The sequence below is a fragment of the Shimia haliotis genome (assembly GCF_900114415.1).
Taxonomy (GTDB): Bacteria; Pseudomonadota; Alphaproteobacteria; order Rhodobacterales; family Rhodobacteraceae; genus Shimia; species Shimia haliotis.
Map to the genome: position 1 here is coordinate 47,458 of NZ_FOSZ01000008.1, position 15,916 is coordinate 63,373.

11 protein-coding genes are annotated in these 15,916 nt (G+C 60.7%); 2 read left to right on the forward strand and 9 right to left on the reverse strand.

The genetic code is table 11. The features are described 5' to 3' along the window. Nucleotides 1–2: 2 nt before the first annotated feature. The 8 genes from BM069_RS16475 to BM069_RS16510 all read right to left on the reverse strand — a co-directional run bounded on the left by BM069_RS16475 (nucleotide 3) and on the right by BM069_RS16510 (nucleotide 11,479). Nucleotides 3–485: an RNA pyrophosphohydrolase gene (locus BM069_RS16475; protein WP_093325319.1), complete on the reverse strand. Its 483-nt coding sequence runs from the start codon at nucleotides 483–485 to the stop codon at nucleotides 3–5. Between the two features lie 183 nt (nucleotides 486–668). After that, on the reverse strand, nucleotides 669–2,003 hold the full coding sequence (locus BM069_RS16480) for a S41 family peptidase (protein WP_093325321.1): 1,335 nt from the start codon (nucleotides 2,001–2,003) through the stop codon (nucleotides 669–671). Between the two features lie 3 nt (nucleotides 2,004–2,006). After that, nucleotides 2,007–3,152, reverse strand: coding sequence for a murein hydrolase activator EnvC family protein (locus tag BM069_RS16485; RefSeq protein ID WP_093325322.1), 1,146 nt, complete (start codon nucleotides 3,150–3,152; stop codon nucleotides 2,007–2,009). Further along, nucleotides 3,149–4,669 (reverse strand): 2,3-bisphosphoglycerate-independent phosphoglycerate mutase, encoded by a 1,521-nt coding sequence (gene gpmI / locus BM069_RS16490; protein WP_093325323.1) that lies wholly within the window; start codon nucleotides 4,667–4,669, stop codon nucleotides 3,149–3,151. The genes BM069_RS16485 and gpmI overlap by 4 nt, the downstream gene beginning before the upstream one ends. A gap of 153 nt (nucleotides 4,670–4,822) precedes the next feature. After that, on the reverse strand, nucleotides 4,823–6,868 hold the full coding sequence (locus tag BM069_RS16495) for a glutamine amidotransferase (RefSeq protein WP_093325325.1): 2,046 nt from the start codon (nucleotides 6,866–6,868) through the stop codon (nucleotides 4,823–4,825). Then, nucleotides 6,865–9,606: a DUF4159 domain-containing protein gene (locus BM069_RS16500; RefSeq protein WP_093325326.1), complete on the reverse strand. Its 2,742-nt coding sequence runs from the start codon at nucleotides 9,604–9,606 to the stop codon at nucleotides 6,865–6,867. Before BM069_RS16500 ends, BM069_RS16495 begins: the two co-directional genes overlap by 4 nt. After that, complete coding sequence (locus BM069_RS16505) at nucleotides 9,603–10,475, reverse strand: DUF58 domain-containing protein (RefSeq protein ID WP_093325327.1); 873 nt, start codon at nucleotides 10,473–10,475, stop codon at nucleotides 9,603–9,605. Before BM069_RS16505 ends, BM069_RS16500 begins: the two co-directional genes overlap by 4 nt. Further along, the gene (locus tag BM069_RS16510; RefSeq protein WP_093325329.1) at nucleotides 10,472–11,479 is read right to left on the reverse strand and encodes an AAA family ATPase; all 1,008 of its coding nucleotides are present in this window, start codon (nucleotides 11,477–11,479) and stop codon (nucleotides 10,472–10,474) included. The genes BM069_RS16505 and BM069_RS16510 overlap by 4 nt, the downstream gene beginning before the upstream one ends. 68 nt (nucleotides 11,480–11,547) lie before the next feature. Between BM069_RS16510 and BM069_RS16515 the strand changes: the two genes are divergently transcribed. Together BM069_RS16515 and BM069_RS16520 are read left to right on the forward strand one after the other, a co-directional pair. Beyond that, nucleotides 11,548–12,132 (forward strand): DUF1285 domain-containing protein, encoded by a 585-nt coding sequence (locus BM069_RS16515; RefSeq protein ID WP_244503647.1) that lies wholly within the window; start codon nucleotides 11,548–11,550, stop codon nucleotides 12,130–12,132. Nucleotides 12,133–12,277: 145 nt separating this feature from the next. Beyond that, entirely contained in the window at nucleotides 12,278–13,042 is a 765-nt protein-coding gene (locus BM069_RS16520) for a hydroxypyruvate isomerase family protein (protein WP_093325332.1), read from the forward strand. Nucleotides 13,043–13,068: 26 nt separating this feature from the next. Here the strand turns inward: BM069_RS16520 and polA are convergent, their stop codons facing one another. After that, nucleotides 13,069–15,864 carry a DNA polymerase I gene (gene polA, locus BM069_RS16525; RefSeq protein WP_093325333.1) on the reverse strand — a complete coding sequence of 932 codons (2,796 nt, stop codon included), beginning with the start codon at nucleotides 15,862–15,864 and terminating at the stop codon, nucleotides 13,069–13,071. Between the last annotated feature and the right edge of the window lie 52 nt (nucleotides 15,865–15,916).

The following is a 15,916-nucleotide window of genomic DNA, read 5'->3' on the forward strand; positions in this document are numbered from 1 at the left end:
GTTCACAGATTGTCCGCAAACGCTGCCAAAACGGTTTCGTAGACCTCGCGTTTGAACGGCACGATATTGGCCACAAGCTGATCACAGGGCAGCCAGCGCCATTCCGAGAATTCCTGATGATCGACTTCGATGTTGATCTGGCTGTCCGCGCCGTGAAACCGGAAGAGAAACCATTTCTGCTCCTGCCCGCGATATCGCCCCTTCCAGATGCGTGGAACGATGTCATGCGGCAGATCATAGGCCACCCAGCCATCGGTTTCGGCCTCCACAGTCACCAAATCCGGCGATACGCCTGTCTCTTCTTCCAGCTCTCGCAAGGCTGCCTCACGCGGGGTTTCGCCTTTGTCGATACCCCCTTGCGGCATCTGCCAGGCCGCCACCTCGCTATCAAGGCGCTGCCCCACAAAGGCATGACCTTCGGCGTTCACCAGCATAACTCCGACGTTGCGGCGATAGGGCAGTTTGGCGATCTCTTCTGGCGTCATATCAGGGTCTCCTTGTGGTGCAGCTTAGTCCTAGCCATTTGCCGCGGCGGGCGCAATTGAGGGCGATGGGCCTCGGGACCAATCTCTTAGGTAGCGCGGTCATTCGGGCAAAAGGAAAATATGCCGTCACACAAAAAAGGGCGCCCCTTTCGGGACGCCCTGATATTCGGTTTTCTTGGTCCGTTACTCTTTCGGGCCAAGGGCCGACAGGCCTTTGAGAATATCCAGAGCATAAGCCAACTGATAATCCTCTTCGCGCAGCTTGGCGGCCTCTTCGGCCTTCGCACGGTCCTCTTCGATCTGACGGCGTTCGTCGTCTGTCAGACTGTCGTTGTTCAGGCTTCCGCGAAGATCCGCCTCACCGTTGAAACGACGGCCGGTATCCTCTTCTTCTTCCTCTGCTGGCTTACGGCGCGGTTGCTCCACAACGATGTCTGGGCTCACGCCCAACGCCTGAATGGACCGCCCCGACGGCGTGTAATACCGCGCAGTTGTCAAACGCATGGCCCCATCACCCCGCAGCGGCATCACCGTCTGCACGGAGCCTTTGCCAAAGCTCTTGGTGCCAACAACGATCGCACGGCGATGATCCTGAAGCGCACCGGCAACAATTTCAGACGCCGACGCGGACCCGCCGTTGATCAGCACCACAATCGGCTTCCCTTCTGCCAAATCACCGGGTTCCGCATTGTAGCGCTCGCCATCCTGCGGGTTGCGGCCACGGGTCGAAACGATCTCGCCTTTCTCAAGGAAACTGTCCGACACACGGATCGCCTGCGTCAGCAAACCACCGGGGTTGTTGCGCAGATCCAGAACGATGCCGTTCACGTTTTCCATACCACCGAGTTCCTCAACCTGCTTGGCAAAGCCGGCCTCAAGGTTCGGTGTGGTCTGATCGTTGAACGTCGTCACACGCAAAACAACGCTATCGCCAACAGTGCGCGAGCGCACCGCGGTCAACTTGATGGTGTCGCGGATGATGGTTACGTCAAACGGTTCCGGTTCGCCTTCACGCACCACAGTGATCACGATCTCGCTGCCAACCGGCCCACGCATCATCTCAACCGCCTGATCAAGCGTCAGACCCAGAACGCTTTCGTTGTCCACATGCGTGATGAAATCACCTGCCTCAATGCCTGCCGCATCTGCTGGCGTGTCATCAATCGGAGAGACAACTTTGACAAAGCCTTCCTCTTGCGTGACCTCAATGCCCAGTCCGCCAAACTCGCCGCGGGTCTGCACGCGCATATCCTCGGCATCGTCAGGCGACAGATACGAACTGTGCGGGTCCAGCGAGGTCAACATGCCGTTGATCGCCGCCTCAATCAGATCCGCCTCATCAACTTCTTCGACATATTGCACGCGAATGCGCTCGAAGATGTCGCCAAACAGATCAAGCTGCTGGTAGACGTTCGCCTTGCTTTCGTTTTCCTGGGCCAACAGGGGGCCGGCCACCTGTGTCGTGACCAGCGTTCCGACCAAAATGCCGGTCGCAGCCGCAGCGACAAACTTCTTCATATGTCATCCATCCTTGTTGGTTTTGAACCACGTTTCCGGGTCCACGGGCGCTTTGCCCTCTCTCACTTCTATATAGAGCGTTTCTGTGCGGTCCTGACCAGTGCCTTCACTAGACTGTGACAGGATGGCACCAACTTCGGGGTCATTTCCCCCCATCAAACCGACAGGCGTGCCTTCCGGCACCACTTCGCCGACGTTGCCATAGACCTGCGCAAGGCCGGCAATCACAAAAAGATACCCGGGTTGGGGTTCGAGAATCATCACATTGCCAAAATCCAGAAGCGGCCCGCGATACCGGATCGTGGCCGCGGTGGGGGACGTCACCAAGGCATTCGGCCGCGTGGCCAGCACCAAACCCGGCCGCGTGATGCCCGCCGCATCCGCCTCTCCCGCACGGCGCAGAACCCGTGCCTCCACCGGCAGGTCCAAGGTGCCCTTGCGCCCTGTCACATCAGGCAGATCAATCTCGGACATGCCTTCCACTTGCAAATCCACCAAAGCGCTCGCAAACCCTTCAAGCGTTTCAGTTGATGCGATCAACAATGCGGTCTGCACCGGATCTTCGGTGAACCGTTTGGGCACATCGGTCCGGTCCGCAATCGCCTTGCTCAATTCCTGACGGGCCGCCTGCGCGCCCGCCAATCCATCCTGAAGCGTTTCAGCCGCGCCTTCCTGAAGGCTGCGCAAAATCGTGACCTCTTCCAGATCCCGTCGCACGGCCGCCGCACGGGTTTCCAACGCCGGCGTCACATCCGCAAGGATCATGCCCGCCCGCGCTGTGCCCACCGGCCCCTCGGGATGCAGCAACATAACCGGCGACCGGTCCTGCCCCATGGTCTGAAGCACCCCCAGAAGGCGCGCGATCTCAACTTCTTGGGATTTCAACTGTTTGCTCAGTTGGGCCTCGCGGATCGCAGCACGACGCAACCCCGCCCGCAAAGCCGTCAGCCCCGCCTCATAGGCATGCACCACTCCGGTCAGGGATTTCACCCGATCCCGACTGCCCTTTGCCTCGCCCAAGGCCACAGACGCGGCCTCCAACTGTTCTGCCGCCGCCCGCGCTGCCCCTGCCGGATCGGTCTCGGCCCGCCCCGGAGCAGCAAGGGCAGTCACCACCGCCAGCATCAACAAGAGCGCAGGACATCTCATCGCGTAATCAGGCTCTCTCCGGTCATCTCAGCCGGCTTTTGCAGGGCCATCAACTCAAGCAAGGTCGGCGCAAGATCCGCCAATCGTCCCGCGCGCAGAGACACCCCTTCCGGCCCGTTCACAAGAACCACCGGTACAGGGTTCAGAGTATGCGCCGTATGCGGCCCACCGGTCACGGGATCCACCATCGTTTCACAGTTGCCGTGATCCGCAGTGACGATCATCGCACCACCCACAGCCTCAAGCGCAGCCCGAACCTTGCCCAGCCCGTCATCCACCGCCGCACACGCAGCCATCGCCGCTTCAAGGCTGCCTGTGTGCCCCACCATGTCAGGGTTCGCGTAGTTGGTAACAATCAGGTCATAGCCATGCTCAATCGCGGCCACGAATTTCTCGGTCACTTCGCCCGACGACATTTCAGGCTGCAAATCATAGGTCGCCACCTTGGGCGACTTGGGCATAAACCGGTCCTCGCCCTCCGAAGGCGTTTCCTCGCCACCGTTCAAAAAGAAAGTCACATGCGGGTATTTTTCTGTTTCCGCCAACCGGAACTGCGTCTTGCCGGCTTTGGCGACCCATTCGCCCAGCGTGTTCACGATCTCCTGCTTGGGATAGCAGGTGGTCATATAGGCGTTGTGCTGCTCCGAATAATCCACCATCCCCAGCATGGCTGCCCATTCCGGCCGTGCCGACACATCGAAGTCCGCAAAATCCGGTTGACCCAAGGCCGCCAGAATCTCCCGCGCACGATCGGCTCGGAAGTTCAGGCAGAAAAAACCGTCCCCATCCTTGGCCCCCGCATAATCACCAATCACGGTCGCTTCGATGAACTCGTCGTTCTGACCCCGCGCGTAACCGGTTTCAACCGCCTCTAGAACCGATCCGGCGGCCAACCCTTTGGCACCGACCCAAGCATCAAACGCCGTACTCACGCGTTCCCAGCGGTTGTCGCGGTCCATCGCAAAATAGCGCCCCGTCAGTGTCGCGACCTTGGCGCCCTCGGGCAGCCCCGCCATCAAAGCGCCGACATAATCAACTGCGGATTTTGGCGCCACATCACGCCCGTCAGTGATCGCATGCAGCGCCACCGGAACGCCCGCATTGGTGATCGCTTTCACCGCCGCCAGCACATGCGCCAGATGCCCATGAACGCCACCGTCCGAAATCACGCCCATCAGATGCGCGGTGCCGCCAGTCTCTTTCATCTTGGTAATGAACGCTGCAAGAGCGGCATTTTCAAAAAACGATCCATCCTCGATCGCCAAATCGATCTGCCCGAGATCCATCGCCACCACGCGGCCCGCACCGATGTTGGTGTGTCCCACCTCGGAATTGCCCATCTGTCCGCTGGGCAAACCCACGTCCGGCCCATGGGTGATCAACGTGGCATTCGGACAGCCCGCCATCATCGCATCAAAATTGGGAGTGTCCGCCAGATAAGGCGCATTGGCAGCAGTGTCGTCGCTGACGCCCCACCCATCCAGAATGCACAAAACAACGGGTTTGGGCGGTGTCATAGTCTGCTCCACTTACTGCTCAGCGCCGTTCTAGCCTGTGCGTCGCGCAGGGGGAACAGATTTTTGGGTCAAAGCTGGCACATGCCGTGTTCAAAACGCTGAATGTTTGCACGAAATTCTGGGACAAAATGCCCGACCGTTCTCTCATCCGCGCTACCGCCGACCCTCACGCAACCAGCCGGCGACAATGAACAAAGAGGCCAACATCAGCACTGCCCAAGGCGGCAACAGCGGTGTCCGTGCCACATCCAATGTCTCAAAGGCGCCGCGCGGTGTGATCCCGATCCAGCCACGCCCGATCGCAGGTCGCCCTGCCCGCACCTCACGTACCGCCGGCGCGCCATCTACCAAGGCCCAGTCTCCACCGTTCGTCGCATCCATAACCGGTGCCAGATTTTCCACACGCGCCAGCGTTTGTTCAAACTCACGAGGGGCCGCCGGCCCCAATCCAATCACCGCCCGCGCCGCACCATTGGCCAAACGATAAAGCCCGATCTCCGCGCCCTCATAAACCGCTTCAAAGCGTCCTGGTGCGGTTTCTTCCAGCGGCACGGAAACACTGTCGCCCTCAGGCGTGGTGATTTCTACCTCTCCGACATCGCTTTCCAAAGACCGCCGCACAATGCGCATCCGCTGGCCGGTGGCCTCGGCCCACAAAGCCTCTTCCTCAAGCTCGGGTTCCGCCATCATCCAATGCGCCAAACGCCTCAGCATCTCCAACTGCGGCCCGCCACCGTCATATCCCCGCGCCCAGAGCCATGCATGATCCGACGCCAAAAGCGCCACACGTCCTTCGCCCGCGCGGTTCAGCACCAACAACGGGCTGTCCTCGGCACCAGTCATCAAAACCTGCGCGCCCTCAACCGGCGTGACTTCAACCTGACGCAACCAAGCGCCCCAGTTTTCGGCATTCGGCAAGCCTGCTGTCACCGGATGGCGTGCGCCCACATCTGTGACGGTTGGCGCAAACCTTTGTTCGATCACCCGCGCTGTCGGCGCACCGGGCAAAATTTCCGACAAGGGTCCGCGATAAATGCTGCCCGCGCTGGCATAATCCGGCCCCGCCGCCACCAGAACCGCACCGCCGTTGCGGATGTATTCACGCACGTTTTCAAGATAAACCGACGGCAGAATGCCCCGCCGCTGATAGCGGTCAAAAATGATCAGGTCGAAATCGTCGATCTTCTCCATGAACAGTTCACGAGTCGGAAAGGCAATCAGCGACAACTCCGCCACCGGCACACCATCCTGCTTTTCCGGTGGCCGCAAAATTGTGAAATGCACAAGATCAACCGAAGCATCCGACTTCAGCAGATTGCGCCATGTACGCGCACCTTGATGTGGCTCACCAGACACCAAAAGCACCCGCAACCGGTCTCGGACACCGTTGATTTGCACCAGCGCGGCGTTATTGCGATCTGTCAGCTCGCCCGCCTCAAAAGGCACCGAAAACTGGATCACATTGCGCCCGCCGTGCGGCAAGGTCACTGGCAATTCAATGTCGCGCCCCAAAGGCACTTCAAACTCTTGTGGCTCTTCGCCATCAATGGAAATGAAAAGCGGCGCGCGCGTCACGCCAGAGGGCGCCGCGCCGCTGTCCTCGACCCGCAAGGTCAGGGTCACAGGCTCTCCCAAGATCGCAAACGCCGGAGCATTTTTGACGCTCAGACGTCGGTCCCAATCCGCCTCGCGCCCTGTGTGCAACAGGTGAAACGGCGCCGGCAGGTCCGGTGCCAGTTCCATGTCATGCACCACGCCATCGCTGATCGCCACAACACCGGCCACACGGCCGCGCGGTTCCTGCGCCAGAGCCTCGTTCAACGCCGCCATCATCTCGGTTCCGGCATCATTCAGGCCGTCGCCCACATCCACGCGCCGCACCTCGGTGTTTTCGCGCGCAGCCAATCTTGCCGCCATCGCCAAAGCGGCCGCTTCGGTCCGCTCCGCCCGATCATCCAGTTTCTGGCTCGCACTCTGATCCACCAGCATCAGAACAATATCACTCAGCGGTGCACGGTTTTCTGTCTGCAGCACCGGACCCGCCAATGCCGCCAAAATCACCAGCCCCGCCAGCCCGCGGAACGCCCAGCCATTGAGCCCGCGCCACAGCGCAAAAGACACCGCCACAGCACACAGCGCCGCCAACGACACCAACAGCCAAATCGGCACAATCGGGTCAAAAAGAACGTTTCCGGTCATTGCCCCAGCCGATCCAGCAACGCAGGCACATGCACCTGATCGCTTTTGTAGTTGCCCGTCAGAACATGCATCACAAGGTTCACGCCGAACCGATAGGCGATCTCGCGTTGCCGCTCTCCGCTTCGCCCACGCCCGACCGGATACATGGTGTTGCCCATCGCATCCCGCGCCCAAGCCGCGGCCCAGTCGTTGCCGCCAATCACCACCGGCGTCACCCCGTCATTGAGATTGCGAAACGGCATGCCTTCAATCTGCTCCGCATCCGGCGGCGCGGCCTCAACCCACACGTCGCGGCTTAGATACCGCCCCGGAAAATCCTGCAACAGATAAAAAGTCCGCGTCAGAACGTGATCCGAGGGCACGGGATCAAGAGGCGGAATATCCAGCCCCGTCGCCAAGCTTTGCAGTTTGCGTCCGTTCGGACTGCTGGTGCCAAAGCCCGCGACGTCGCCGTCGCGCGTGTCAAACAGGATCATCCCGCCAGACCGCAAATAGGTGTTGAGCTTGGCATAGGCCTCGCGGCTCGGCGTGGGCTGATCCGGTGTTATCGGCCAATAAAGCAAGGGGAAAAACGCCAACTCATCGGATTCCAAATCCACAGAGACAGGGGCTGCCGGCTCCACTGACGTTCTGAAATTCAGCACCATACCAAGGCCGCGCAATCCGGCCAAAGCCGTGTCATCTACCCCGCGATTGCCGGTCACGATATGGCCCAAGACAACTTCCTGCGCGTGATCGGCGAACACCTCCTGCGCCAGTATCTCCTGCGGGAGGGCAAGCCCTGCCAACACCACGGCCGCCACCCGCGCACCCCAAAGCCGCCCGCTGACGGCCAGCGACGCCAGCACGTCCACCGCCAGCAAAATCAGAGCCGCCGCAAGGAAATAGCCCGACAAATCCGTCGTCACCGCCCCGCGCAGCCCCTCAACCGGCACATCCGCAGGCCAGCGCACCGGCTGCAAATCGTCCTCGGCCCGCAACACATTCAGCGCCAACAACCGATCGCCATCCCGATACAATCCCGGTCGCAGATCCATGCTCAGTGGCGCCTCAAGCATCGCCTCCCCCGTCACGCCAGCCAATGTCTGCCCATCTTCCAGACGGCCAAATCCGTCCAAGACTTTCACCGGTTGCCACGTCGTTCCGGCCATCCGCTCCTCAGCATCAGCCCCTGTGGCGCTCAGAACCGCGAGCCGGTCCAGCATCTGCACAAACAGGCCCGACAACGGCAGGGCCGACCACTGCGCATTGGCGGTCACATGCACCAGCACAACCTGCCCCTGCCCGACAGCCTTACGTGTCACCAACGGCGTGCCATCTGACAACTCTGCAATCACCCGATCCGCCAAAGTGGGATCCGGCTGCGCCACAACTTGCGCTGTAACCGTGACCTCATCCGGCACCGACAAGCCATAAAACGGGCTGTCCACATCAAACGGCGCCAGCGATTTGGGCTCACCCCAACTCATCGCCCCACCCACAGACCGGCCACCTGCCCGCAAGCGTACCGGCAACAACGGGTCTTCCTCTGTCCGGCTGACCTCGCTTGCCGCCAATCGCGGCCCCGCAAAGCGCAAAAGCAGCCCCCCCTGATCGAGCCACTCCAGCATCGCCGCAGTCTCGCCCTCTGACAGCACCGCAACATCTGCCAACACAATCACATCCGGGTTTGCTGGCAACACATCCGTCAACGCCCCTTCCAGCACATCAGCTGTTTCAACCAGCGCCTGCCGCAAATAATGCAGCGGCGACAAAAGTTGCAGTCCCTCGCGATCCTCGCGCCCCGCTATCAACGCCACCTCACGCCGGCGCAGGCTGTCATCCGAAAGGCTCACCGCGCCCGCAGACCGCACGCCGGCAATCTCGAACCGTGTGACCCGCGCCCGCAATTCGCTTGGCAAACTCAGGGCGGTCTCCGCCTGCGCAGATCCGGCTTCAAAGGTGATCGGCAACGCCGCCAGAACCCGCTCCGTACCGGCCGGATCAAGCCCGATCGCCTGCACCGTGATCTCCCGCTCCAACGCCGCCTGTGTGCGTTTCGCTGTCAACAGAACCTTGCCATCCTCATAAGTCGGCGGTGCCAAAGCCAGCGCCCCGCGCCCTGTTTGAACCACCCGCACATCGCCGCGGGCTTGCAACGCCGACAGCACAGCCTCACGCCCGCCGCGCTCCAACCCGTCTGACAGCCAGATCGTGTCAAACGCCTGTTCTCCCAAACCCGCGACAAACGTCTCGTGCGTCGCCGCATCCGCCTCCCAGGCCATTGGCAAAACGCCCGCCATGCGGGACGTCCACACATCCGCCTGCGCAAATCGCAACTCTTCGGGCGCGCTCAATCGCTGTACCGCCACCACGCGCCCGTCCCGCGCCGCTTCCTCCAGCAGTGCTTCAACCATCGCCCGCCGCGCATCCCAATCACTCGCCGACGCCCAACTCGCATCCAGCAAAACAAGCAAAGGCCCCTGCCCGTCTTCCCGCTCCTGCGGGTTCAGCAGCGGCCCTGCCAAACCAATGATCACCGCCGCCACCGCCAGCATCCGCAGAACAAGCAACCACCACGGAGTACGGTCCGTAACCGTGTCGTCATCCGTCAACCCAAGCAAAAGCACGACACCGGGAAATAGCCGCTTCACCGGTGCAGGCGGGATCGCCCGCAGGATCAGCCACAGCACCGGCAAAATCACCAAAGCCGCCAACAACCATGGCGTTACAAACCCTATGGCCAAACCACCAATCATCCACGGTTCTCCAACGCCCGATGCAACCACAACAGGGCCGCTTGTGCGCTGTCTCCGGTGTGATGCGTGCCATACCGCCAGCCTGTCACACGACACAGGTCGCGCAACCGCTCCCGACGCTCCGCCAATTTTTCAACATAGCGCTGTCTCAGGTCATCAGCCTTCTTGGTTTCGTGGCTGAGCGTGCCGCCCATGCTCTCAAACACCGCCCGCCCACGATACGGAAAATCTTCTTCCGCAGGGTCCAGCACCTGATAGCAGACGCCTCTGACACCGCGATCCGCCGCCTTGGTCAAAGCCTGCGAGAACGCCTCAAAGTCGCCCATGAAGTCCGACACAAAAAGCGCCCGCGCATGGGGCAACATCGCCTTGGTCTCCGGCGTGCCGTAATCCCCGCCGTCTTCCTGCAAAAACATCTCGGTCAGGCGCAATATCTGCCCCTCACCGCGCCGTGGCGGCAACAGCGTGCCGGTCAATCCGACCCGCTCTCCGCTGCGGATCAGTAAGATCGCCACCGCCAGCGCCAAAAGGCGCGCGCGCTCCCCTTTCCTGACGCCATCCTTGCCACTCGCAAACTGCATCGACGGTGCAGCATCCACCCACAGCATCACCGACTGCGCCACCTGCCATTCCCGTTGACGCACGAACTGGGCATCCGACTTGGCCGACCGCCGCCAATCAATCATCCGCAGACTGTCACCGGGTTGCACTGGTCGGTACTGCCAGAAATCATCACCCATGCCTGCGCGCCGTCGTCCGTGTTCGCCCAACAACACAGTGCCCGCCAAATGCTCCGCCTGCGCCAACAAGGGCGGCAGACGTGCGGCTTCCGCCTCAGCACGCGCACGAAGATGGGCGACTGAACTCACGCAGCCGCTCCGACGCCGTCAAAGCGACGCACAGTCTCGCCTATCAGGCCCGCCAGCGACTCACCGCGCGCCCTTGCGGCAAAGGTCAACGCCATGCGGTGACTTAGAACCGGCCCCGCCATGTCGATCACATCCTGCGCATTCGGCGCCAATCGCCCATGCAGCAACGCCTGCGCCCTGACCGTCATCATCAACGCCTGCGCCGCCCGCGGCCCAGGCCCCCAGCTAACGTGCTCGCGCACCGCCTCGCTCGCACTTGGGTCATCCGGCCGGCAGGCCCGAACCAGATCGAGGATCATCTCCATCACGCTCTCGCCCACCGGCATCCGCCGCAACAAGGTCTGCGCCGCGATCAACTCATCAGCGGCAAACACTTGATGCGCCTCACCCTCTTCGACACCCGTCGTGGCCAGCAAAATTTCACGTTCCGTGTCACGATCCGGATACGGCACATCAATCTGCACAAGGAAACGGTCCAACTGGGCTTCGGGCAAGGGATAGGTGCCTTCCTGCTCGATCGGGTTCTGCGTTGCCAACACATGAAACGGCGCATCCAGTGGCCGGTCCGCGCCCGCCACCGTCACCTGTTTCTCCTGCATCGCCTGCAAAAGCGCCGATTGCGTCCGCGGGCTGGCGCGGTTGATCTCATCCGCCATCAAAAGCTGGCAAAAGATCGGCCCTGGCACGAATCGGAATTCCCGTGTGCCGCCTTTGCCTTTCTCCAGAACCTCAGACCCAAGAATATCCGCCGGCATCAGGTCTGGCGTGAATTGCACGCGGTTGCCATTCAGCCCCATCACGGTCGACAGGGTGTCCACCAATCGCGTCTTGCCCAGCCCCGGAAGCCCAATAAGCAAAGCGTGTCCGCCACAAAGCAGCGCGCCAAGGGTCAGGTCCACGACCCGCTCCTGCCCGACAAACCGTGTCGTGATCGCCTCCTTGGCCGCGGCCAATTTTATGCCCAGCGCTTCGATTTCGGCGACCAGATCGGCGTCTTCGCTCATGACATTTCTCCTGATGGGTCTATATGCTTACGAGAACCTTATCCCGCACGGATGAAATGGCAAAAGCAATGAGCGCACAAATTCCCGTGAAACCGACGATAAATGACCTGACCGCAACCGCAACCGCCGCGGTCAAGGAACGCGGCCCCGCGCCCGTGCATCTCTGGAATCCGCCTTTTTGCGGCGACATCGACATGCGTATCGCCCGCGACGGCACGTGGTTTCACGAAGGCGGCCCGATCACCCGCCCCGCAATGGTCAAACTCTTTAGCTCCATCCTGCGCAAAGACGGCGATGCCTATTTTCTGGTCACACCGGTCGAAAAGGTCGGCATCACGGTCGAGGACGCCCCATTCGTGGCCCAAGACATGGAGGTCACAGGCCAAGGCGACGATCAGCACCTGACCTTCACCACTAACATCGGGGAAACGGCCACCGCCGGCCCCGACAATCCGATCCGCGTCGACACCACGGGGGATGCCCCTGCGCCCTATGTCACCATCCGCGCCAACCTTGAGGCCAAGATTGACCGCAAGACATTCTACCGCATGGTTGATTTGGGTGAGGAACAACAGATCAACGGTACAGCTTGGTTCGGCGTCCGCTCCTCAGGAGTCTTTTTCCCGATGATCCCGACGGCCGATTTGGCTTGAAACTCCAGAGCATTCCGCGGCTTGTGCCCGCGCCGGAAACCAAGAGGATTTTCACCAGCGGCCTTGACAACTATCACGAAATTAACCTGTTGGTAGAAAACCGCTGAGGGCCTGCTTGCCGGCCTCCGCACCAAGGGAGACCGCCGTGCCCAAATTTGCCGCCAACCTGACAATGCTGTTCAAGGAACTGCCGGAACTCGACCGGTTTGACGCCGCCGCAGAGGCCGGATTTGACGCGGTGGAAGTGCTGTTCCCTTACGACATGCAAGCCAACGAAATCCTGTCGGCCTTGGGGCGCAACAACCTGTCGCTAGAGCTGATCAACTGCCCGCCGCCGAACTACACCGGCGGCGCCCGAGGCTTTGCCGCCGTTCCCGAAAGCCGCGACCGCTTCCGTCATGACTTCAAACGCACATTGCGCTACGCCGAGGCGCTCGGGGCGCGTCTGGTGCATATCATGGCCGGACCCGCACGCGGTCCTGAAGCCCGTGAAACCTTCGTCGATAATCTCCGCTGGGCCAGCGATTTCGCGCAAAAGCAAAAGCTCACAATTGAGCCGATCAACGACATCGACATGCCGGGCTATTTTTTGAACGATTTTGACCTCGCCGCCGAAATTCTGGACGAGGTCGCCGCGCCGAACTTGGCGCTTCAGTTTGACACCTATCACGCCCATCGCATCCACGGAGACATCATGGCCTGCTGGGACAAACACGCCCACCAAGTCGGCCATATCCAAGTCGGCGGCATCCCCGACCGCCACGAACCCGCAGGTGGGGACTTCGACTATCCGGCTTTCTTCAAAATGCTGGACGACACTGGCTATGCCGGAGTGGTCAGCGCCGAATACTTCCCGTCCGGCAAAACCACCGAAAGCGGTCTTGGCTGGCTGGGTTTAAGATCGGTCTGACCCTCGACCCGCCAGTCATCATGCCCTCAATGCGCTTCGGCCCAGTTCGCCCCGCGTCCCGCATCCACAATCAATGGCACATCAAGCTTGATCGCAGGCTCGGTTGCCCGCTGCATCACGTCGCGCGCCACCTCGATCGTTTCCTCAACCGCGCTGTCCTCGACCTCAAAGATCAATTCGTCATGCACCTGCAACAGCATCTTGGCGGGCAGGTCCTTGATCGCGTCGGGCATGCGGATCATGGCACGGCGAATGATATCCGCCGCCGTGCCTTGGATCGGCGCATTGATCGCCGCGCGATAGGCAAAACTCGCCCGCGGCCCTTTGGCGTTGATCTCCGGCGTGTGGATTTTCCGGCCAAATAGCGTCTGCACATAGCCATGCTCTTTGGCAAAGGCTTTGGTGTCATCCATGTAGGTCCGGATACCGGGGAAGCGTTCGAAATAGCGGTTGATAAAGTCCTGCGCCTCGCCGCGCGGAATCCGCAAGTTGCGCGCCAGACCGAAACCGGAAATTCCGTAGATCACACCAAAGTTGATCGCCTTGGCGCGGCTCCGCACCTCTGACGTCATCTCCTCCATCGGCACGCCAAAAACCTCGGACGCCGTCATCGCGTGAATGTCATGACCGTCACGGAACGCGGCCTTCAGCGCGTCGATACCGGCCACATGGGCCAGAATACGCAATTCAACCTGAGAATAGTCGAGCGAGATCAGCGTCTTGCCTTCCTCAGCCACAAAGGCTTCGCGAATGCGGCGCCCTTCCTCGGATCGCACCGGAATGTTCTGCAGGTTCGGATCGGTGGACGCCAGACGCCCCGTGTTCGCGCCGGTCTGCACATAGGACGTGTGTACGCGGCCTGTGTCGGCGTTGATGTGCGTCTGCAACGCGTCGGTATAGGTCGACTTCAGTTTGCTCAACTGCCGCCAGTCAAGCACCAACCCCGGCAAAGCGTGCTCGGTCGCCAGATCCTCAAGAATATCAACACCAGTCGCATAGGCCCCGGTTTTGCCCTTCTTGCCGCCGGGCAATTCCAGCTTATCAAACAGGATCTCGCCCAACTGCTTGGGGGAGCCCACGTTAAACGATTGCCCCGCCGCCTCGTGGATTTCTGCTTCCAAACTGGCCATCTTCTGCGCAAAGGCATTGGACATGCGCGAAAGCGTATCGCGGTCCACCTTGACCCCGTGCCGCTCCATCTGTGCCAAAACCGGCACCAAGGGGCGCTCCAGTGTTTCATAAACCGTCGTCACCTGCTTCTGATGCAGCTTCGGCTTGAACATCTTCCACAGGCGCAGCGTGACATCCGCATCCTCGGCGGCGTATTTCACCGCATCCGCAATCGGTACCTTATCAAAGGTGATCGCGCTTTTGCCAGTGCCCAAGAGCGTCTTGATCGGGATCGGCTGATGCCCGAGATACCGCTCGGAAAGCGCGTCCATGCCGTGATTGTGTTCGCCAGCGTGCAGCGCGTAAGACAGCAACATCGTGTCATCAATCGGTGCCACGTTGATGTTGTAGTTGGCAAAAACCTTGCAGTCATATTTCGCGTTCTGGAAAATCTTCAGAACCGAAGGATCCTCCAGCATCGGTTGAAGCGCATCGAGCACCTCCCGCAGCGGCATCTGCCCCTCTTGCGGCTCATCCCCGCCGAACAAGTCGTCGCTCGCGCCCTTCTTGTGGCCGACCGGAATATAACACGCCTCACCCGGCTCCACCGACAAACAAATCCCCGCCAGTTCCGCCACCATTTCATTGAGCGAATTGGTCTCGGTGTCCACCGCCACGTAGCCGCGTTTCATGATCGCCGCGATCCAGCGATCGAGCGCCGCGCGATCTGTCACGCACTCGTATTTCTCGGGATCAATCGGAACAGTTTCTTCTTCAACCACCGCGCTCGCCTGCGCGACAGGTTCGGCAATCACCGGCGCCTCAACACCCAATTTATCCGCAGCCCGTTTCGCAGCCGTGCGCAATTCCATCTCGGCCAGGAAGCCCAACAACGTGTCCGCATCGGGGTCCTGAACTTCAAGATCGTCGATTGTGAAATCCAACTCCATCTTATCGTCCAGCTGCACCAGCCGCTTGGACAACTCGATCTGATCCCGCTTCTCAATCAGAGTCTGACGGCGCTTGGGCTGTTTGATCTCTTCCGCACGATCCAGCAGGCTTTCCAGATCACCATATTCATTGATCAACAACGCCGCCGTCTTGATCCCGATCCCCGGCGCGCCGGGCACGTTGTCCACGCTGTCACCCGCCAGCGCCTGCACATCCACAACCCGCTCCGGCCCAACGCCGAATTTCTCGATCACCCCGTCGCGGTCAATGCGTTTGTTCTTCATCGCATCCAGCATCTCGACGCCCCCGCCGACAAGCTGCATCAGGTCCTTGTCCGAACTGATGATCGTACACCGGCCACCGGCCTCGCGCGCCTGAACGGCCAACGTGGCGATGATGTCATCGGCCTCAAAACCCTCAACCTCTTTGCAGGCGATGTTAAAGGCCTCGGTCGCAGTCCGCGTCAGCGGAAACTGCGGCACCAGATCTTCGGGCGCAGGCGGCCGGTTGGCCTTGTATTCCGAATACATCTCGTTGCGGAATGACTTGCCGGAGTAGTCGAAAATCACCGCCACATGGGTCGGGGCATCTGGGCCGGCATTGTCCTCGATATAGCGCTGCAACATGTTGCAGAACCCCGCCACAGCCCCAATCGGCAGGCCATCAGACTTGCGCGTCAACGGTGGCAACGCGTGATAAGCGCGAAAGATAAAGGCCGATCCGTCGATCAGATGCAGGTGACATCCCTTGCCGAAACTCATGGCGCGCTCCTGTTTTGTTCTGTTGTGCTCCGTTGTGCCATGCCCCAATTCT

Excerpts from the sequence above, each read along its gene's own strand:
- BM069_RS16475 (WP_093325319.1), bottom strand. The coding sequence starts at position 485 with ATGACGCCAGAAGAGATCGCCAAACTGCCCTATCGCCGCAACGTCGGA.
- BM069_RS16480 (WP_093325321.1), bottom strand. The coding sequence starts at position 2,003 with ATGAAGAAGTTTGTCGCTGCGGCTGCGACCGGCATTTTGGTCGGAACG.
- BM069_RS16485 (WP_093325322.1), bottom strand. The coding sequence starts at position 3,152 with ATGAGATGTCCTGCGCTCTTGTTGATGCTGGCGGTGGTGACTGCCCTT.
- gpmI (WP_093325323.1), bottom strand. The coding sequence starts at position 4,669 with ATGACACCGCCCAAACCCGTTGTTTTGTGCATTCTGGATGGGTGGGGC.
- BM069_RS16495 (WP_093325325.1), bottom strand. The coding sequence starts at position 6,868 with ATGACCGGAAACGTTCTTTTTGACCCGATTGTGCCGATTTGGCTGTTG.
- BM069_RS16500 (WP_093325326.1), bottom strand. The coding sequence starts at position 9,606 with ATGATTGGTGGTTTGGCCATAGGGTTTGTAACGCCATGGTTGTTGGCG.
- BM069_RS16510 (WP_093325329.1), bottom strand. The coding sequence starts at position 11,479 with ATGAGCGAAGACGCCGATCTGGTCGCCGAAATCGAAGCGCTGGGCATA.
- BM069_RS16515 (WP_244503647.1), top strand. The coding sequence starts at position 11,548 with ATGAGCGCACAAATTCCCGTGAAACCGACGATAAATGACCTGACCGCA.
- polA (WP_093325333.1), bottom strand. The coding sequence starts at position 15,864 with ATGAGTTTCGGCAAGGGATGTCACCTGCATCTGATCGACGGATCGGCC.